Annotated in this window: 18 protein-coding genes; 5 read left to right on the top strand and 13 right to left on the bottom strand. The window is 57.2% G+C overall.

All coding sequences use genetic code 11. The features are described from left to right. Positions 1 to 60: 60 nt before the first annotated feature. Together DXC79_RS01900 and DXC79_RS01895 are read right to left on the bottom strand one after the other, a co-directional pair. Positions 61 to 279, bottom strand: a complete 219-nt coding sequence (locus DXC79_RS01900) for a hypothetical protein (RefSeq protein WP_022094153.1) — start codon at positions 277 to 279, stop codon at positions 61 to 63. 21 nt (positions 280 to 300) lie between these two features. Continuing rightward, positions 301 to 3,447, bottom strand: coding sequence for a hypothetical protein (locus tag DXC79_RS01895; protein WP_117634736.1), 3,147 nt, complete (start codon positions 3,445 to 3,447; stop codon positions 301 to 303). Between the two features lie 198 nt (positions 3,448 to 3,645). Here DXC79_RS01895 and DXC79_RS01890 point away from each other — a divergent pair, with 198 nt between their 5' ends. Together DXC79_RS01890 and DXC79_RS01885 are read left to right on the top strand one after the other, a co-directional pair. After that, complete coding sequence (locus tag DXC79_RS01890) at positions 3,646 to 4,668, top strand: YafY family protein (RefSeq protein ID WP_117634734.1); 1,023 nt, start codon at positions 3,646 to 3,648, stop codon at positions 4,666 to 4,668. Then, the gene (locus DXC79_RS01885; protein ID WP_117634732.1) at positions 4,655 to 5,572 is read left to right on the top strand and encodes a YafY family protein; all 918 of its coding nucleotides are present in this window, start codon (positions 4,655 to 4,657) and stop codon (positions 5,570 to 5,572) included. Before DXC79_RS01890 ends, DXC79_RS01885 begins: the two co-directional genes overlap by 14 nt. Here the strand turns inward: DXC79_RS01885 and DXC79_RS01880 are convergent. Together DXC79_RS01880 and DXC79_RS01875 are read right to left on the bottom strand one after the other, a co-directional pair. Further along, a complete protein-coding gene (locus tag DXC79_RS01880; RefSeq protein ID WP_117634731.1) occupies positions 5,569 to 8,463 on the bottom strand; it encodes a helicase C-terminal domain-containing protein in 2,895 nt (964 codons plus the stop codon). The genes DXC79_RS01885 and DXC79_RS01880 overlap by 4 nt on opposite strands. After that, positions 8,457 to 9,422 carry a D-alanine--D-alanine ligase gene (locus tag DXC79_RS01875; RefSeq protein WP_117634729.1) on the bottom strand — a complete coding sequence of 322 codons (966 nt, stop codon included), beginning with the start codon at positions 9,420 to 9,422 and terminating at the stop codon, positions 8,457 to 8,459. The genes DXC79_RS01880 and DXC79_RS01875 overlap by 7 nt, the downstream gene beginning before the upstream one ends. Before the next feature lie 85 nt (positions 9,423 to 9,507). Between DXC79_RS01875 and rlmN the strand changes: the two genes are divergently transcribed. Next, a complete protein-coding gene (gene rlmN / locus DXC79_RS01870) occupies positions 9,508 to 10,560 on the top strand; it encodes a 23S rRNA (adenine(2503)-C(2))-methyltransferase RlmN (protein ID WP_117634727.1) in 1,053 nt (350 codons plus the stop codon). 199 nt (positions 10,561 to 10,759) lie between these two features. Here the strand turns inward: rlmN and DXC79_RS01865 are convergent, their stop codons facing one another. From DXC79_RS01865 to rpmH, 9 genes are all read right to left on the bottom strand, one after another. Continuing rightward, positions 10,760 to 11,014, bottom strand: a complete 255-nt coding sequence (locus tag DXC79_RS01865) for a hypothetical protein (protein WP_117634725.1) — start codon at positions 11,012 to 11,014, stop codon at positions 10,760 to 10,762. Beyond that, positions 11,004 to 11,909: a ParB/RepB/Spo0J family partition protein gene (locus tag DXC79_RS01860; protein ID WP_199408616.1), complete on the bottom strand. Its 906-nt coding sequence runs from the start codon at positions 11,907 to 11,909 to the stop codon at positions 11,004 to 11,006. Before DXC79_RS01860 ends, DXC79_RS01865 begins: the two co-directional genes overlap by 11 nt. Further along, positions 11,902 to 12,702, bottom strand: coding sequence for a ParA family protein (locus DXC79_RS01855; protein ID WP_117634723.1), 801 nt, complete (start codon positions 12,700 to 12,702; stop codon positions 11,902 to 11,904). Before DXC79_RS01855 ends, DXC79_RS01860 begins: the two co-directional genes overlap by 8 nt. A gap of 134 nt (positions 12,703 to 12,836) precedes the next feature. Further along, entirely contained in the window at positions 12,837 to 13,574 is a 738-nt protein-coding gene (gene rsmG, locus DXC79_RS01850; RefSeq protein ID WP_233502923.1) for a 16S rRNA (guanine(527)-N(7))-methyltransferase RsmG, read from the bottom strand. Between the two features lie 96 nt (positions 13,575 to 13,670). Further along, the gene (locus DXC79_RS01845; protein ID WP_022093802.1) at positions 13,671 to 14,240 is read right to left on the bottom strand and encodes a R3H domain-containing nucleic acid-binding protein; all 570 of its coding nucleotides are present in this window, start codon (positions 14,238 to 14,240) and stop codon (positions 13,671 to 13,673) included. A 44-nt stretch (positions 14,241 to 14,284) separates the two neighbouring features. Further along, a complete protein-coding gene (locus DXC79_RS01840; RefSeq protein WP_055251326.1) occupies positions 14,285 to 15,055 on the bottom strand; it encodes a YidC/Oxa1 family membrane protein insertase in 771 nt (256 codons plus the stop codon). 29 nt (positions 15,056 to 15,084) lie between these two features. After that, on the bottom strand, positions 15,085 to 15,309 hold the full coding sequence (gene yidD / locus DXC79_RS01835; protein WP_022093804.1) for a membrane protein insertion efficiency factor YidD: 225 nt from the start codon (positions 15,307 to 15,309) through the stop codon (positions 15,085 to 15,087). Then, complete coding sequence (gene rnpA / locus DXC79_RS01830; RefSeq protein WP_082435526.1) at positions 15,306 to 15,644, bottom strand: ribonuclease P protein component; 339 nt, start codon at positions 15,642 to 15,644, stop codon at positions 15,306 to 15,308. Before rnpA ends, yidD begins: the two co-directional genes overlap by 4 nt. A 20-nt stretch (positions 15,645 to 15,664) precedes the next feature. Continuing rightward, positions 15,665 to 15,799 carry a 50S ribosomal protein L34 gene (gene rpmH, locus DXC79_RS01825; protein WP_019127408.1) on the bottom strand — a complete coding sequence of 45 codons (135 nt, stop codon included), beginning with the start codon at positions 15,797 to 15,799 and terminating at the stop codon, positions 15,665 to 15,667. Positions 15,800 to 16,144: 345 nt separating this feature from the next. Here rpmH and DXC79_RS01820 point away from each other — a divergent pair, with 345 nt between their 5' ends. Together DXC79_RS01820 and DXC79_RS01815 are read left to right on the top strand one after the other, a co-directional pair. After that, the gene (locus DXC79_RS01820) at positions 16,145 to 17,497 is read left to right on the top strand and encodes an ATP-binding protein (protein ID WP_117634719.1); all 1,353 of its coding nucleotides are present in this window, start codon (positions 16,145 to 16,147) and stop codon (positions 17,495 to 17,497) included. Positions 17,498 to 17,512: 15 nt separating this feature from the next. Then, positions 17,513 to 19,237, top strand: a complete 1,725-nt coding sequence (locus DXC79_RS01815; RefSeq protein WP_117634717.1) for a DnaA ATPase domain-containing protein — start codon at positions 17,513 to 17,515, stop codon at positions 19,235 to 19,237. Positions 19,238 to 19,304 lie beyond the last annotated feature (67 nt).

Below are 19,304 nucleotides of genomic sequence, written 5' to 3'. Positions count from 1 at the left end.
AAAAAGGGGGGGGAGCCAGTCCCCCGGCTCGCCCGCTTTCAATCATTTAAATCGCCGCATCTACTCTGCAGACGAAGATCCACCATCAACGATTGCTTGCTCGGACTCAGGAATCCCATCGGCACCCGTGCTCTGTTCTTGCTCCACCTCTTCGCTGATTGCGGAGGCGGGGGTCGAGCCCTTCGCGCCCACGATGTAGGCAGCTCCAAACCCTAACGCAATGGCAATCAAGGTCAAAATCACGTAGACAGGCCAATGGCGCTTAATATACGAAAACACGTTGACTCCTTAGAGCTCCGTCTACGAACGGCGGATAACCTCGGTCACGACCTCGGATACCGTGGCAATGTTCGTCGGGTTGACATTGTGGGGCAGGTCGTCCTCGGTACGAGCGCAAGCCAGACGCGTGCCGTCCACGCCGGCGATGGTGAGGGCTCGGCGGCTCGCCTCGAGCGCGGCGTAGGCATCGGTCTTGGCATAGGGCATCTCGAGCGCGCCACAATCGACATGGAACGACTTGCACACCTTGCTGACCAGGTTCATGATGCGGCGATCGCCCTTGAGCAGCTGCTGTTCGCCCTCAACCGTCACCACCGAAAGCCTACCGGCGCCGACGGATTCAAGATTGATGAAGAATACGCCGCGGAGCTTATCGCGATGCGAAGCCAAGAAGGCCTTCATGCCGGCGCCATCACAATCCGAGGCGCCCGTTGCCACAAACCAGATATCGTGACCGAGCAGCTCATCGTCACCCATAGAGGCGACAGCCGAGAGCATATCTTCGGAAGAAGCGCCGTCGGAAGACGTAGCGCCGCCCTTCCAGCCATCGTTATCGTCCTCGAAATTATCCCACGAACCGATGCCGCGACCGGACTTCTTGGCATCGTAATCGTCTTCGACGCCCAGCCAATCACTCATGCTGTCCTGTTCGTTTTTCTTTTTACGACCGAACAGGCCGCCCAGGCCGCGCTTGCGAGACTTGGGCGCCGCCGGGGCGGGAGCCGAAATGGTCTCGATCGGCTGAGCGCCCGACGCAACGGGCCTAGGAGGCGCAACGGGTGCCGATGTTGGTTCGGGGCCCTGAGCGGTAGCAAAGGGGTCGTTGACCTGTGCGGAGGGGTCGGGAAGGTCGAACAGCGACGTGCGAGACGCAACGTTTGCCTGCTTCATCGACGGCAGCGACGGATCGGGGACCGAAGCCAGCGGAGACGAGGAAGGTGCAGGCGACGGAGCCGACGCCGGATCGGGAACATTCACCTGCGGACGCGGTGATGCCTGGGAGGAAATCTGGGCCATAAGGGAATCGACCGTTTCGTCCTGGGTGGGAGCGACATCGGCAACCGTGGCACCGGAACCACTCGGGGTCGGCATGGTGAAAATCTGCGTGGAGTAAGGCCTCGACTCATCTGTCTCGGGAGCCTCGGAAACCGCAGGCACTTCCTCCTGCTCGACCTCGGTCGAATCACCTTGATCGGCTGCCGCGTATTGCTCTTCGTCACAGTTGACCTCGACGGGCTCGTGCCCGGCGACATCTTGGATTTCGGCAGCATCAATAGGCTCGTCATCGTCTGCCGCGTCGCCCTGCTCATCGGAAACAGGAAGGGGCTCGGCAATCGCGGTGCCTTGCTTTTCAAACGTTATCGTGGAATCGAACTGCGCGGCATCAAACGACATGGTGCTATCGACGTGCTGCTGAGCCTCAAAGGACGTTGTAGCTTCGGCGGCGTCGACAGGCACGGACTGCATAGCCTCGTTCTGCTCGAACTCTTGCGCCGCGCGCTCACGTGCCGCCTCGGCTGCCTGCTGCTGAGCGATAGCCTCCTGCTCGGCAGCCTCGCGTGCGGCAACGCGCTTCCCCTCGAAATCGTCGACAAATTTCCTGCCCTTTGCAAGCGCACCCTTAAAGAAGTTGGAAGCGCTGGCGCCAATCGAAGAGAACGCGGATGCAATATCGGCATGGGGCGTTGCCGCGGGAATCTCGGCCGAGAAATCAGTATCGCTCTCGTAAGACACGCGCCTCGGCTGTTCAGCGTAATCGTCGTCAGGCTCGTCCCTAACGTCTTGCGCCGGCGCGGCGGGAGCCAAAATGTCCAGTCCTGCCGCGGGATCGATCGCGGACACCGCCTCGGGCTCGGCAACGGCAGCGGCAACCGCGGCAGACTCATCATCCACGGCGACAACGGGCGCAGATGCAGTCACGACGGGGGCAGGCTCGGGCTCAAACGTCGGCTCCTCGCCTTCCTCGTAATCGAGCGTGCAGGACTCGGGAAGCATTCCGAGCGCACGGATGGCATCCGAACCAAAGCGGATGTTGCCGGCGGCATTGCGATAGAGCCTGGGCTCGGGCTCGGCCGCGACAGGCTCCTCCGCCGGCTCGGCAGTGGGAACCTCGTCATTGAACTCTTCGGCCTGGACAGCCTGATTCTGATCCTCGGGCACGATGGCGCCAATCAGCGTCTCGTCGGCAGACGCACCCTCAAAGCCCTCGATCTGCTCGTCGAAAGCCTCGCCCTGTTCGGGCTCGGTCTGAGCGGCGGGAGCAATCGGCTGACCGAACTCGTCCTCGGCGTAGGTAGGCTCTTCATACTCGATGGTGTTGCCGTAGTCGTTTTGCTGTTGGGCCGCGGCATACTCCGCTGCTGCGCGCGCCATCTCCTCGGCACGACGCTTCTGCTCCCCAAAATAGGTATCGAACGGAACATCGTCGGGAAACTCGTTTTCGCCCTGGAAGGGAGCAACGTTGTCCATAACGCCGAGCATAGCGGCGACAGAAGACTTGTTGCACACTGCGCCGGACGTATAGGGAAGCACAAAACGGTTAGAAATGATGTTTGCCGCGTTGGCGAGCGCAACGAGGGAAGCGAGGATCGCGACAATCCACAGCAGAACCTTGAGCGCGCCGGGGAGCGGCAGGATACGCAAGATGGCAACGGCAGCAGGGGCAACCGTGGCAACGGGCAACAGCTTGGCGATGAGCGCACGATACGAAGCATAGGGCTCGCGGGCGAGCAGCTCAGCACGGGGAGAGTCGTAGTGTGCGACAACGACCACCGGACGGTTGCGCGGAGACGCGAGCGGGCCCGAGGCCTTGTGGTAGGCGATGACATTTTGGCTCACGCCCGTCTTGCCCAGGCGCGAAACCACGGGGTGGCCCGTGCGCTCGAGCACGTAAAGAACGGCGCCGACAATGGCCAGCAAGGTGCCGACCAAGCCGATGCCGCCACCGATGCCCATCAGCAGGGCGCCGGCAAACGCAAGAATACCGGTAACGGCAAATGCCAACCTGCTGGGCGCCGGGGCATTGAACTCCTGAACCTCGGGATCAAAGCCGTGGTTGCGGAAGATCTGAGCGATATCCTCGGCAGCCAAGCGCTCTTCTTCGCTGCATGCCGGCGTGATGCCGGTGTTCTGCAGCAGGTGGTTAATATAGTTCTGGGTGTTCGCCATGTGCGCTCCACATCCATAATCCGACAAATAGGCCCAATGCATGCACATTAGAACCGTATATAGTCGAAAGTATACCCCGAGCGAGCGCAAACGACCGAATTCGGGCCATCTTAACGCCCCGAGCGGACAAGGATATAGCCTAATCTCCATATCGGACTAAAATCATGGCAGCAAACCACCTTCTCATGCGAGGACTCTATGACGGCAAGCGACGCGACCGCGACAATTAAAAAGGGGAATTCGGAGCCCAGTTTCGATAAAACGGCTCAGCGCATCCTCAATCTTTTCTTTGTGCTCAACAGCTCCCCCGAACCGCTGACGACCGAGCAGATCGTCTTGGATTCTGACCTGGGATATGGCTCGGGCAATATCGACTCGGATAAGCGCAAGTTTCGGCGCGATCGTGACAAACTGCTCGAACGCGGCATCCTAATCAAGGAGGTTCGCCCCGCCGGCGCGCAGGAGACCGAGGAAAGCTCATGGACAATCGACCGCGAGCACACGTTTGCGGCAGGCGGCCTCATCACCGCAGACGACGCCGATATCCTGCTCAACGCTATCGACCAGACAATAGCGGCCGGCTCATCCACTTTTGCCGCGCCGCTTGCCGACATTCGTTCCAAGATTGCCTACCTCACCGGCAGGACGACGGCGGACGAAGCACCGATCCGCCGCTCTCCCACCGTCGATGCGGTATGGAGCGCCTTTGCCGAGCGATGCGCGCTGCGATTTTTATATCAGAACGGACGCGGTGAGCAGAAAGAGCGTACCGTCTGCGTCTACGGCATGTTCGAGCGCGAGGGCGTTGCGTACTTCTGCGGCCTCGACAATGCCACCGACGACATCAGGACATTCCGCTGCGACCGTATCGTTCGCGCTTGGCGTCCTTCGAAGGCCTACGCCATCCCTGCAGAATTCAATCTCAACGACTACCTGTTCTTTGAATTCGATTTTGCCGACCGCCCGCCCGTTGCGGCTACGTTCTCGTTCGCCCCGCAGACGCAGATCGATATGATCAACGGCCTCACGCGCGGGCGAGGTGAGCTCGCACACACCGATTCGGGATGGACTTGGACCGTTGACGTGCGCGATCTTGAAGCCGCCGCCTCATTTTGCATGGCCCACGCCATGGACGGCATGAGGCCCATGGCCCCCAAATCGCTCAAGCAGGCGTGGAACCACCTCATTGAAAGGACGGTGCACGAGCATGCCCGTGCGTAAACTCACCAGCGAGCAGAGGCTCTCGCGCGCCATCGACATCATGGAGGCCCTCTACGCCGCCGGCGAGAGCGGCATGACACGAACCGAGATTTGCAGTCGCTTTGACATCACGGGGGCGTCGCTCGACGAGATTCTCGAGATCGTCTCGACGCTCGCGGACCGAGAATCGGGTGCGCGTATCATCTGCGAATGCCACGGCGAGCGCGTGGTCCTCACCGGTGACGCCGGGCGTGTACTACCGCTGCGCCTGAGTGCCGCCGAGGGCGCTGTGCTCAACCACGAACTTGAATCGTTGGGGATCGAGCCCCAGGCGGCGGCTCGAATTCGACATGCTCTTCTACCCGAAGAGCTCGGCTATAACCAGCGCGTCTTTGACACCGTCAACCACGGGTCGCACTGGCAGCAGCTGAGCTGCGCCATTCAGGACGGCGTTCGCTGTCGTATCTCGTATCGCTCGATGGACGATGCGCGGCCACGCGAGCGTCTGGTCGACCCCTTGCGCATTACAGCAAACGGCGACCAAACATATCTGATTGCCTGGGACATCGCGGTCGATGAGCAGCGCACCTATCGCATGGATAAAATCGAGGGACTCGCCTTGACGGAAGACTCCGTCGTGCCTCACGCACCGGACGTCGCATCCCTCCACGATTCCCTTGCCCGGACGCAGCGTAGCGCAAAGCTCTTGATGCCATTCGATATGGCGGAGCATCTGGACTGGGCCGGCATCACCCTCATCGAGCGCAGCGGGGCAGACATGGCAACGGTAACCGTGCATTACGGCTCCGAGCGTTGGCTACTGAGCCAGATAATCGCAGCGGGCGGAGCCATCCGCATCTTGGATGACCCCACCCTGTCAAAGCGTCTGTGCGATATGGCAAAAACTCTCGTCTGTCCGCTTTAGCGCCGCCGCTCGTGGCGTGCGCGCCACAGCTGTAGATAGTGCCCGATCTGCGCCGATTCGATGCGCTGGTAGGAGCTCGTGGGCAGCGACGTTAAGAACTTCTTGCCATAGCCCTTCGTCACCAGGCGAGGATCCGCCAAGATCAGCACGCCGCTATCGGTCGACGAGCGAATCAAACGCCCCGCGGCCTGCTTAACCTCGAGCACCGCCTCGGGCAGCGAATAGCGCGCCCATGCGCGGTCTTCGCGCAGGTTGCGCTCGCACGAGAGCGGGTCCGTGGGGCTTGAGAACGGCAACTTGGGAATGATGACGCAGCGCAGCGTCTCGCCGCTGGCATCAAACCCCTCCCAGAAGGCCTTGAGCGCAAAAAGCGACGAGGTCGGTTCGTTGATAAACCGGTCGCGCAGGCGACGAGGAGATGAGTTGCGCTGCTGGCAGTTGAGCTCCAGACCCGCACGGGCCATCTTGGGCTCAACGCGGGCGTATAGGTCCTCCATGTCGCGCCGATTGGTGAACAACGTGAGCACCGATCCGCCCATGGCAAGATGGGCGTCGACCAGTACGCGCTCGAGCGCCGTAAGATAGCTCTCACGATCGCGCGGATCGGGGATATCGCCCGCAACGACTACAGCCATGTTCGAATCGAAGTCGTAGCTCGAATCCAAGTGCAGCGATGACGACGTTGAAGCACCGATGCGATCAAGGCCGACCGCATGGTTAAAGTGCTCAAAGCTTTTGGACACCGTCATGGTCGCCGAGGCAAAGATAGCCGTGTGAACCTCGGGCAGCCACTCGGTTGCCAAGGCCTCGCCAATGTCGATGCGCTCTGCGGTCATTGACTCTCCGCCGGCACGCAGCCTGCGATTGACCTGCAGCGAATACACGTAGTGTTCATCGGTACCATCAATGATGAGTTTTAGGTTCTCGGCCAGCTCGTGCAGGCGGCGCGAGATATCACCCAGGTCGACAACAACCTCTGGCTTGTCGGCGGCGACGGCTTGCACCAGCGCGTCGACGCTCTTGTCAGCTTGTTCCAATGCGTCGATGCCAGTGTAGGCCGACTGTAAGAAATCATGCCAGTCGTCAGATTCGCGCAGCTCGGGGCCAATCCATAGATTGGCATTGTCATAACCCCCACGCGCACGGCGGCCGAGCTCGCGAACGCCATCGAACACGCCGGCGATCGCCATGCTCGCGCGCGCAACCGTCGACGTCGCCTTGGCAGTAAGGCCCAGATAGAGCGTAGAGCCCTCGGAGGTTGCCAAATCACGGGAAACCTGGCTTAGCGCGCCGGTGCTCGAGCCACCCAGACGCTCAAACAGAACGCGCGATTCGTCCGCCGACACCACACGCGCCCACTGACGGCGCGCCTCGCGCTCGATGGAATGGGCCTCGTCGATTACCCAATGACGAATCGGAGGCAAAATCCTGCCCTCGGCCGCGACGTTGCGGAACAGCAGGGAATGGTTGGTGACCACCACATCGGCATGCGCCGCACGACGGCGAGCGCCGTGGACCAAACATTTATCAGGGAAAAACGGGCAGAGGCGACGAGCACACTCGCGCGAGGCCGTCGTAAAGTCGGGACGGTTGACGCTGCGCCACCGAATGCCGAGCGAGTCGAGGTCGCCATCGGCTGATTGGCAGACGTACGCCATAATGACCGCGACCGCCGTGAGCGTGTCCGCCGGATCGCGCTTGGTGGTAATCTCGACCTGGCCGCGGCTCATGCGCTCGAGCTTGCGCAGGCACGGATAGTGGTCATACCCCTTGAGAGCGCAAAATGACAGACCACCGTCCAGTTGCTCGGCAAGTTTTGGCAGCTCATGGTACATGAGCTGGTCGGCAAGATTGTTCGATTTGGTCGCAATACCTACCGTGATGTTGTTACGGCGTGCTGCCTCGGCAAAAGGCACCAGATAGGCCATCGATTTGCCGACGCCTGTGCCTGCCTCAATTACTCGATGAGTGCCCGTGACCAGCGCATCGCGGACCTCGAGTGCCATCGCGATCTGCTCATCACGCGGCTCGTAGGTGGGATACATGCGATTGACCAGGCCACCTGGCGCATAGTCTGCCTCGATCTCCTCACGACTCGGCATCTTGAGAACCGGCAGCTCATCGGCGTCCACCCGATCGTCGGCGCGATCGGCCTTGAGAACGTCAGCACGAGCGGCGCTGAGAGAGAAGATAGAACCAGGGTTCTGCCTTGCCAAGAATGAGAAGATAGGACGATAGGACCAAGGCACGTCCGGATGCATGTCGGCTAGGCGCGCCATGAGGCCCTGGGGCAAGTCGGTGAGCGCCACGAGCAACACGCGCCATACGCCACACAGGGCGTCGACGTCGGCATTGGCACGATGTGATACCGAGTCGCAGCCAAACAGATCGGCCATAAAAGACAGCTTGTGCGAGGCCAGGCGCGGAAGCGCGATGCGCGACAGCGCCAGCGAATCGATCCAAATATCGCTCACGTTGACGCCGCCTTTGACCGACTCGATAAACGAGCGGTCGAACGTGGCGTTGTGTGCGATCACCGGGCAGCCACCGACAAAATCGGCGAGAGCGGCGACGGCCTCAACCGCCGACGGGGCATCTGCAACATCGACATTTGTAATGCTCGTGAGCTCGGTAATCTCGGCGGGAATCAGCTGCCTGGGATGCACGAAGGTATCGAAGCGGTCGATGACCTCGCGGCCCGAAAGACGGGCCGCCGAGATCTCGATCAGCTCGTTGTCCTGCACCGAAAGACCCGTGGTCTCGGTATCGAGGACGATAACATCTTCCTCGATGAGACCAAACGCTTGGGTTTTGGCGCGCTCGGCAAGCGTGGCATAGGAATCGATGACAAACTGCGGCGTTCCTGACGAAACCGCGTCCTCGATTAGCATGCAATGCCCGCTCGACGAAGGCCCATACGGATCAGGCTGTCACAGACCTGCGGGAACGTCATGTCGTCGGTGTGGCGGATCTCATCCGGATACAGCGACGTATCGGTCATGCCGGGAATGGTATTGGTCTCGAGGATAACGGGGCCGTCCTCGCTCACAATAAAGTCGCTGCGCGAGACACCCAGGCAACCGAGGGCCTTGTGAGCGGCACAGGCAAGTTCCTGAGCGCGAGCGTAATTCTCGGGTGAAATCTGCGCCGGAATGCGATGGATATCCGTAGGGTCGACATACTTCACGTCCAGATCGTAGAACTCGCAGTCCTCGGGCTTACGAATCTCGACAATCGGCAGGGCGCGTACGTCATCTTCGCCGTATACGCCGACGGTGATCTCGGTACCCTCGATGCACTTCTCGACCAGCACTTTGTCGCCGTACTCAAACGCCTTGGCGATTGCCGCGGGCAGCTCGGAGGGCTCATGGACCAGGGAAATGCCATAGCTGGAACCGTTGACGGCCGGCTTCACAAAGCAGCGCTCGCCACAAACCTCGACGATATGATCGATATCGACTTCATCGCCCACCTCGAGCGCAAGGCCGGGGGCAATGGGAATGCCCGCCTTGGCGTATAGGAGCTTAGAGACCTCCTTGTCGGCACCGCAGGCGCTGGCAAGTACGCCCGAGGCCGTGTAGGGGATACCCAGGGTCTCCATGGCACCCTGCATGGCGCCATCCTCACCGCCGGCGCCGTGCATGGCGATAAATGCCACATCGAATCCGCCGGTCGCCATGGTTACCATAAAGTCATCAGCAGCCGTGTCAAGCAGCTCCACCGAGGTGTAGCCGGCTTCCTTCAGTGCCACCACAACGTTCTTTCCCGAATCGAGCGAGATCTCGCGCTCGGCGGAATGACCGCCCGCCAAGACCGCTACGTGCATGTTCTCTAGGCTTTTACCCGGCATGGGCAGACTCCTCCTCTATAATTTCTGCAGCTGATACCATATTGTAGCGATACCCTCTACGTTTCCCCAAAATCGAAAGGCTTCCATGAATCCCAAGACTAAATCTCAGGACATTCGCGACTTGAGCCAAAACGATATTCGCGAGCTCGTGGCCGAACTTGGCCAGCCCGCCTTCCGCGCGAAGCAGCTCATCGAATGGGTCTTTGAGAAGAACGTTTGTTCGTTTGACGATATGACCAACCTTCCCAAGGCTTTCCGTGAGCAGCTTAAAGAGGCTTTTGCCTTTGATACGCCGACTGAACTCACCAAGCAGGTTTCCAAAGATGGCTCGCGCAAGTATCTGCTCGAGTACCACGATGGCATTTCCGTCGAGACTGTCGGCATGCCCCGTCGTAACAAGCTTTCCGTCTGCGTTTCCACCCAGGCAGGCTGCGGCATGGGCTGCGCCTTTTGCGCTACCGGTCTCAACGGCCTCAAGCGCTCTCTGACCGCTCAAGAGATCGTCGACCAGGTGCTTCATGTATCCAACGACTTTGGCGAGCGTGCCACAAGCGTTGTCTTCATGGGCCAGGGCGAGCCGTTTGCCAACTACGACGAGGTTCTCAAGGCGCTGCGTATCCTCAACGACCCCGATGGCATCGGTATCGGCGCTCGTCACCTCACCGTCTCTACCAGCGGCGTTATTCCCGGTATTCGCAAATTTGCCGATATCCCCGAGCAGTTCACGCTTGCCGTTTCCCTGCATTCCGCCATCCAGTCGACGCGCAATAAGCTCATGCCCGGTGTTAAGAAGTACACGCTGCTTCGCCTTCACGAGGCACTTCAGCTCTACACCGAGAAGACTGGCCGCCGCCCGACCTATGAGTATGCCATGATCGAAGGCGTCAACGATACGAATCCCGAGATGCAGGCGCTCTGCGACTTCTGCGAGGGAACGCTGTGCCACGTTAATCTAATTCAGCTTAACGACATCGAGGGCAGCCCGCTCAAGCCGTCGCCGATTCATAAGGTTGAGGATCTTCAGCGTCGTCTTGAGTCCCGTGGCATCGAGACCACGATTCGTAACTCCCGTGGTAACGATATTGACGCCGCTTGCGGACAGCTGAAGCAGCGCTTTAAAGTTCAGAAAAACGCATAGGGGAGTCGCGCCCCAAAACGTTTCATGTGAAACATCGAACGACCCCGGTTGCAGGATATGCAACCGGGGTCGTTTCATTTATCGACCTCAATTTTGGACCAACTGCTACCTTTCCCATTTTTTACGGACAAAATAAAGGGCCCTTGTCTTATGAATCAGACAAGGGCCCCTCAAAATATGCAGGGTAATTGTTAGGTACCTAATAGCCTACATTTTCCCATTGATTGCTAACCCAACCTTGATTAATCTTAGGATTTTTCGTTACCTGAGCAGTTCGCATGGCAACATCTTCTGTCATAACATCCATTTTCTTCTTGGAAGTATCGACAATATCTTGCGCGCCACGAAGCAAACGTCCTCGAAGTTCATCGTCTGTCGCGATCTTATAGCCAGCAAAGACACCAGCCGCGACAGTCGTCGCCAACGCAATCGCAGTAAAAATCTTATTCCTCATCTTGGCCTCCTTGATCAAACTGAATCATTTCACCAAGAATACGAGAGAGCTCTTCCTCGTCTTTAAACTCAATCTCAATCTTATTCTTTCCACGCGAGCTCTTCACACGCACGTTGGTATTAAATACCTGACGAAGTACACGCGCAGCCTTTTTAAAAGACTGAGGCGTTGCAGGCCGCGGCGTCTTAGGTGTCTCTCCGGCAGAAAACAACGGAGCAAGATTTTCTGTCGCTCTGACGGAAAGACCCTCTGCAACAACCTTCTCTGCAAGACGAATTCGAGCATCTTCATAGGGAACTGCAAGAATCGCACGTGCATGACCAGCAGTAAGTCTACCCTCAAAAATCATCTGTTGAACAACCTCAGGGAGATCGAGGAGACGCAGCGAGTTAGTAATTGCAGAGCGTGATTTGCTTACTGCCTTCGACAACGCCTCCTGGGTCATACCGCTAGAGTCGATAAGCTGACGATAACCCTTAGCCTCTTCGACGGGATTCAGATCAGAACGCTGAAGGTTTTCAATTAGAGCAAGAGCCAACATCTCTTCATCATTAACATCTTTAATGATGACAGGCAGTTCCTCAAGACCAGCAAGCTTTGATGCCTGGTAACGACGCTCACCAGCGATGATCTCATAACCGTTTCCATGCTTGCGAACCAAGAGCGGCTGCAAAACGCCATGTTCTTGGATTGACTCGCTCAACTCGCGAAGTTCAGTTTCATTAAAGTGAATTCGCGGTTGATTAGGGTTGGGAACGATATCCTCAATAGGTAGTTTTGTTTCAGATGCGGCATTTGAAGCAGATGCAGCAGAACCACCGGTCTCATACTCAGCCTCTGAGACCAAAGCATTGAGTCCGCGTCCCAATCCACCACGTTTCTTTGCACTAGGCACGCTTGATCACCTCTTTTGCAAGGTTCATATACGCTTTTGCACCCTTATTTTGAGGTGCATAGGTAATTACCGGTTCTCCAAAAGACGGAGCTTCAGAGATTTTAACCGTACGGGGAATCAGCGTCTTAAACGCCTTATCACCAAAGTACGATTGAACTTCCTCAACAACCTGATTCGACAAAGAAGTACGTGAGTCATACATGGTCAAAAGCACGCCATAGGTGTCTAAGCCCTTGTTCAGACGTGATTTGACCATCTTCATTGACTCAAGCAGCTTCGTAACGCCCTCGAGTGCGTAATACTCACACTGGATTGGAATCAAAACGCTACCTGCTGCGGTCAAGGCATTGATAGTAAGCAGGCCGAGCGAAGGAGGACAGTCAATAAAAATAAAATCGAACTCGTCCTGAATCGGCTCAAGCAAATCTTTGAGGCGGGTTTCACGAGCAATTGCGCTTACGAGCTCAATTTCGGCACCTGCAAGCTGAATCGTAGCTGGAATTACGAATACCTTTTTGCAATTTGTATCAAGAACAAGCGATTCTGCCGGCACATCATTCAACAATGCATCATAGATGCAGTGATCAAGGTCTTCTTTTTCAATTCCAAATCCACTGGTACTGTTTCCCTGCGGATCAAAATCGACAATCAGTGTCTTACGACCCTGCTCACCCAGTGCTGCTGCAAGGTTTACAGCCGTCGTTGACTTACCGACGCCGCCTTTTTGATTGATGATTGCAATGATACGCGTGTCTTTTGCGTTCCTAGAACGCTTAACGTCGCGAAATCCCACGGTCCCTCCTGGTGTGTATTAAAGCTGTCAAACGGAGGATGTTTCACGTGAAACATTCCGATTCGATATCAACCGCCATGTTTCACGTGAAACACTGCAAGTTGTTAGTATCCATTATGTTTCACGTGAAACATCTAGGCAAGCGGATTCTTCTTAGCCATGCCATTTGCACGAGGCAATGAAACGGATGCTGGATGACTCTTCTTGAGAACAATGAACTCCCTGTGGCCCAAGCCCTCAGGCAAATCGATTGCGTCATTAAGAAGCAAAGTGAAGCCGCAAATCTTAGCTGCCGACATACCGGAAACTAGCTCCTCATCCGAAGGATTACCCTTGGTGATAACAAATAGACCTCCATCCTTGAGGAACGGAGCCGCATACTCAACAAGAATCGGTAGAGGGGCAAGTGCGCGGGCGGTTACGACAGAAAACTGCTTCTTATGGCTTCGAGCATATTCTTCAAGGCGATCATGAATCGCATGAGCATGTTTCAACCCAAGAGCATGAACAAAAGAATTGACGGCATCAACCTTCTTACCAACAGAGTCAATATAAGTAGCTTTACGATGCGTGGCTATGGTTAACGGAATACCAGGGAAGCCCGCACCTGTACCCATATCGAGCAAAGCTCCCTCAGGAGCCTTATTGATATAGGGGAGCAAAACAAGTGAGTCGAGGATATGAAGTACCGCAGCATCTTCTACGTTAAGAATACGGGTGAGATTAGTTGTCTTATTTGTTTCCAGAACCAAATCCAAATGCTGAATACATTTCCTCAGCTCAACATCAGATACGCTCAAGGAATACTCTTTGCAATAGGAAGATAGACGAGTCAACATCTCGTCAGCTTGCTGATCAGTAAGTACTAACAACGAAAGCTCCTTTCTGACAAAAATCAGTGTATCGAGAACTTTTGACAAAAAAAGGGGACGTGGAAACCACGTCCCCTTAGCATAAGCTCGAGCAGATTATCGAGCAACAATCACCACATGGCGATCAGGGTCAGAACCCTCAGAATGAGTATCGACGGCATCATTGCCACGAAGTGCAATGTGAACCAGTCGACGCTCATAGGCATTCATGGGCGGAAGCGAAACACTCTTATGAGTGCGGATGGCACGCTCGGCTGCAGACTGTGCCATGGAGGCAACCTTGTCCTGACGGCGGCTCTTGTATCCCTCGACGTCCACTACAACCGGATACCTAAAGCCAAGCTTGCGGCTCACCAGCAATGAGAACATAACCTGAAGGGCATCAAGGGTGCGACCATGACGGCCAATGAGAACAGCAAGGTCGGGAGCCGTTACATCCAGAATCAGCTCACCCTCGTCGCCCTCATACTCATCGATAGGAGAGTTGGCGGCATCGAAGTGCGAAAGGATGGAACGCAGGATGGAAATCGCGACATCGGCAATGGTGTCGAGCTCCTCGTCGGTCAGCTCTTCACCGGCCTTGTAGCGCTGTGCAATCTCGGGATAATCGCCCGCGACCTGCGGGGCAACCTCCTCAAGCATATCCTCGATGATCTCTTCAGACATAACGTACTCCAAAAGTTAGGTACCTAAATAAGATTGATATCCCGCTACTTCTTCTTGTGCGGGCGCGGCTTCTTCTCGCGACGAGTGACCTCAACCTGCAGCGGCGCGTTCTTAAGGCGCTCCTCCTCATCGGCCTTCGCCTTGTCGATGACCTTCTGCGTCACAAAAATCTGCTGGATAACCTGCCAAGCAGACGAGACGTCGTAGTACAGCAGAACACCAACGGGAAGGCTCCAGCCCATCCAAAGCATCATGACCGTCATGACAACGGCCATCATACGCATGCTCTGAGCCTGCTGGCCGGTCTGGTTGCGCGACATATAGAGCTGCGGAATCAGGGTCAGGACAGCGAACAGGATCAGGCAGACCAGCGCAGGCAGCGCGACCATAAAGCCATCGGCAAAGGAGGCACTCGGCGTGGTGGTCAGGTCGGGCAGAATATTAAAGAACGAGAACGTGCCGTCGTTAAAGTAGTCCGGCAGGTTACGCAGCAGCGTAAATAGGGCGAACAGGACAGGCATCTGAATCAACAGCGGCAGACAACCAGCCATCGGGTTGAACTTGTTCTCGCTGTAGAACTTCTGCATTTCCTCGGCCTGACGCTGGGGATCGTCGGCATAGCGCTCCTGGATCTCGAGCATCTTGGGCTGCAGCACCTGCATGCGTGCCGTCGACTTAGTCGACTTGAGCATAAGCGGCGTCAGCAGCAGACGGATGATGACCACCAGGATGATGATGGACAGGCCCCAGTCGACCGCAAAGGTCTGGATGAGCTTGAGCAGCTCGAAAAGGATGTTAACGATCCAATCCCACATGTAAGTTTTCCTCCGATAGCGAGTGCCCGCTAGGGCACAGGGTCATAACCGCCGACGTGCAGGGGATTGCAGCGAGCGATGCGCCTCACGGCAAGCCAGCAGCCTCTCAAAACACCGTACTTCTCAATCGCCTGGACGGCGTATTGCGAGCACGTTGGGTAATAAATGCAGGCGTCAGGCAATAAGGGCGAAATAACCTGTTGATATATGCGAATAGGAGCGATGGCAACACGTCGCAAAACGTGATTGCTCATCGCTCCTCCCCGGCAACGCCGGCGCGTTTCATAAGCGAACGCAATGCATTGTCCATCTCCTGAGGCGAAGAAACCCTCGTCTTGGGAGTTGCGAACAAGATGATGTCATAACCCGCAACGGGAAATCCACAGCTGCGGGCGGCCTCGCGCATCACACGCTTAGAACGGTTGCGCACGACAGCACAACCGAGCCGTTTAGCACCAACGAAGGCGACCCTTCCGGAGTCGCCTTCGCCAACCGATTCACATATGGTCATTCGAATCAGAGGGTGATTGAAACGACGCCCCTGACTGAACACATGCTCGAAATCTTGCCGAGACTTAATAGTCTTCATGCGAGATGTGTGTATCGCTGCTAGACAGTGAGACGCTTGCGGCCCTTGGCGCGACGACGGGCGAGCACGGCACGACCACCCTTAGTGGCCATACGGGCACGGAAGCCATGGGTCTTGGCACGCTTACGCTTATTAGGCTGATACGTACGCTTCATCTTAAGTTCCTCCTGCTGCATTTCGAGTGTCCGCGGGGGCGCGGACGCAGATATAGACACGTGAGCTTGAAGATTGTAGGGAAATCAATGTTCAAATGTCAAGAAATCAAAGGTAAAAGGTTGCGCAGTTCACACGGTTCCCCCATAAGCCGAGCTCGATTTAGCGGTGCATGGCAACTTTTCACGATATTTCATCGAGTTTTCAACAGGTCATGTTGGCAATGTTGAGAACTTTTCGTCCGTTTTCCAAAGTTTTCAACAGGTTTTGAAAAGTTGTCGAAAGATGAGAAACATTGCACGGTGAGCTACTATTTGTTCGAAACCTTTTGAAAGATTGCGAGCGGCATGTCTGACGACTTTTACACCATGGTCGATTCCGGAGACCCGGCACCCGACAACGAGCACATCACCGGCGTGCGCGAAGAGCGTGAGGAAGGCGAGCAGACGACCACGCAGGCGCCAAAAGCCATGTACGCCGCGCGCATCGCCGTCTATGACGACATGCTGTCGACACCGCGTGTGATCGTCATTGATCCGCAAGATGTCCGCACGTATTTGGAAGAGACGACCAACACCGTCTACCAGTGCATGAAAGAACAAGGTGGCCATATCTCGCTCATGGTCATCCGCGAGATTGTCGAAAACTTTATCCACGCGCACTTTGCCGAGCCCATCATCTCGATTCTGGACGGCGGAGACACCATCCGCTTTGCTGATCAAGGACCCGGCATCGACGACAAGGAGCGCGCTTTCGACTTTGGCGTTACCAGCGCAAACAGCAAGATGAAGCGCTATATCCGTGGAACCGGAGCAGGGTTTCCCATGGTGCAGGAGTATTTGGAAAACGCCGGCGGGGCCGTGTCCATCGAGGACAACATGGGCAACGGCACCGTGGTTACGGTAAGCCTGGATCCTAAACGCGTGCAGGAAATCGAACGCGCCGGCGGGCGCGGTGCTGCCGTGCGGCCCGAGACGGAGCAGCCCGCATATCCCCTGCCGGGAGCTTTTGCGCAGCAGCCCATGGCAACGCAACAGATGCAGCCCCGCGTGGGACAGATGCAGCAGCCCGGAATGCTTCCTACACAAGAGTCCCAGGCGGCGTCGATGTCGATGCCGCCAAACGTGCCAGAGGCCATGCCGCTGGCGGATCAGGATGCAGCAGCAATGCAGCAGGCGACGGGGGCACCGGGTGGCCAGCAAATGGGATATCAGCCGTACCAACAGGGATATCCATATCAGCAGATGCCGCCACTGGGGTATGGCCAGCAGTTCCCACAGCAGTACCAGCAGGGATATCAGCAGCCGTACCAGCAGATGCCGCAGCAGCAGTACAACCCCTGGGCCCAGCAGATGACTCCGCAGCCTTACCAACAGTGGCCTCAAAGTTTTCAACAGCAAATGCCGCCGGTGCAGAGTTCTCAACAATCAGCAGCTCAAATGATGTATCCTAATGCAGCAAATCAGTATGCGCAGCCACAGCCGGACGTGTTCGTAAGCGATCGCGGCAACGCCGCGCTGGGCTATCTGGCGCAAAATCAAGCGTGCGGTGCAACCGATCTGGCGAGGGCGTTTGGAAACTCGGCCCCCACTTGGTCACGCACGCTCAATGACTTGGCGCAGGCCGGCTTGGTCATCAAGCATGGCCAGAAATACCATCTGACCGAACTCGGCGCCGCTCGCGTGCGAGCTCAGAGCTAAAGAACGGGAGAGACAGTGGACGAGGAAGCAAGCATCATCCTGGGGGATGCCATCGCCTTTTGCCAGCGCGACGGCCAAGATGCACGCCTCATCAACATGCTGGGGCAATCGCGCGCCATAAGCCTGACCGAAGATACGCTCACGATCGAGGCCCCCTCGCGCTTTGCCATCGCGCAGCTCAAAAAGCATCAGCCGACTATTGAGGCCTATCTGGAAGAAATCGCCTTTGCTCCGATCGCGCTCGACATCGTGGCACCGCAAGGAGCCGCGGCGGAATCCGCTGCTGCGACGGCGCCCGCCACGGCTCCCGCTGCTTCCCCGGCGGTGCCGGCCTCCGCAGGCGACGTGCCGACAATCGAGCACCAGCACAGCGATGTTTCCCGTGAAACCATGGCACCGTTGCCGACCGCCGCTGCGACGTCAACGAACGCACCCGTCACGCACATGCCCATCGCTCATGACGCAGCGGCGGGCGCGGATTCGGGCATTGCAATCAAGAACACGCTCTCGGCCGATGATTTTCGTCGCATGATGAACCAGATGAAGGGCGGAGCGCCGACTAAGTCCACGCAAGCCGCGACCCCCGCTTCACCCATGCCGGCACCGACCGTGCCGGCCGAGCAGAATACGGATGGAGCCCCACTCGCCGCGAACTCAAAATTTACCTTTGAGAACTTTGTCTACGGCCCCGAGAACAGCCATGCCTATCGCTCGGCACTCAAGTTTGCCGCCCTCGCGGACGAGCGCGGCACGTGCACATCACTGTTCATCTACGGCAAATCGGGCCTGGGCAAGACGCACCTGCTGCTTGCCATCAAAAACGAGCTCGCCGAGAAGTCGCCCGAGATCAAGGTCAAGTATGCCAACTCCCAGGCATATCTGGACGACCTGATGACCGAGTTCGACCGCCAAAAGAAGAGCAACGCCCCTATCATGCAGGCATACCACGGCGTGGACGTGCTCATCATCGATGACATCCAAAACATCATCGGCAAGCGCGCGAGCGTGGACTACTTTTTCCAGCTCATGGACGAGTTCATCCGCAACAACAAGAAGGTCGTCATCGCGGCAGACCGCGCCCCCAAGGACCTGAGCATGGACGAGCGTCTGACCAGCCGCTTCAACGCCGGCATGCTCTGCCTGGTCGCAGAGCCCAGCTACGAGATGAAATACAAGATCTTGCAGCGCTATTACGAGAACACCATCGTCGCCGCTCCCGAGGCAGGCGACGACTCGCTGCTGGCGGCCTATGGGGGCGACAGCGGGCACCTGACCGACGACCACTTTAAACACATGGCCGAGGTCTCGGGCACCAACATCCGCGAACTCGAGAGCTTTTGCGAGCGCTGCGCCGGCGAGGCGGGCGACCGCGAGCGCGAGGGCGGGGAGCTCACCTTTGACGATATCGACGCCATCGCCAGCCAGTACTTCGACACATCGGCCAAAAAGATCAACGTCCAGACGGTTCAGTCCGTCATCGAAGAGCAGTACGGCGTGACGCACGAGGAGCTCATCGGCCCGCGTCGCAACGCCAATATCGCCAAAGCACGCCACATTGCCATCTATCTGGCCATCGAGATGTGCGAGATGACGACCACGGCGGTGGGCGCCGAATTTGGCAATCGCAACCACTCGACCGTCAGCACGAGTTACAAAAAGGTCCAGAAGATGATCCAGGAAGACCGCACCGTCACCGAAGACCTCAAGTCGCTGCGCGATAAAATTACACTGCGCTCGTAGGGAAATAGAGACACCTGTTGAAAACTTGTTGAAACCACGGGCATAAGGTGTCTAAAACCCAACCCGC

The organism is Collinsella sp. TF08-11AT (genome assembly GCF_003437035.1).
Classification (GTDB): Bacteria; Actinomycetota; Coriobacteriia; order Coriobacteriales; family Coriobacteriaceae; genus Collinsella.
Note: the sequence above shows the minus strand (reverse complement) of the source record. Positions and strands in the feature narration are given on the sequence as shown.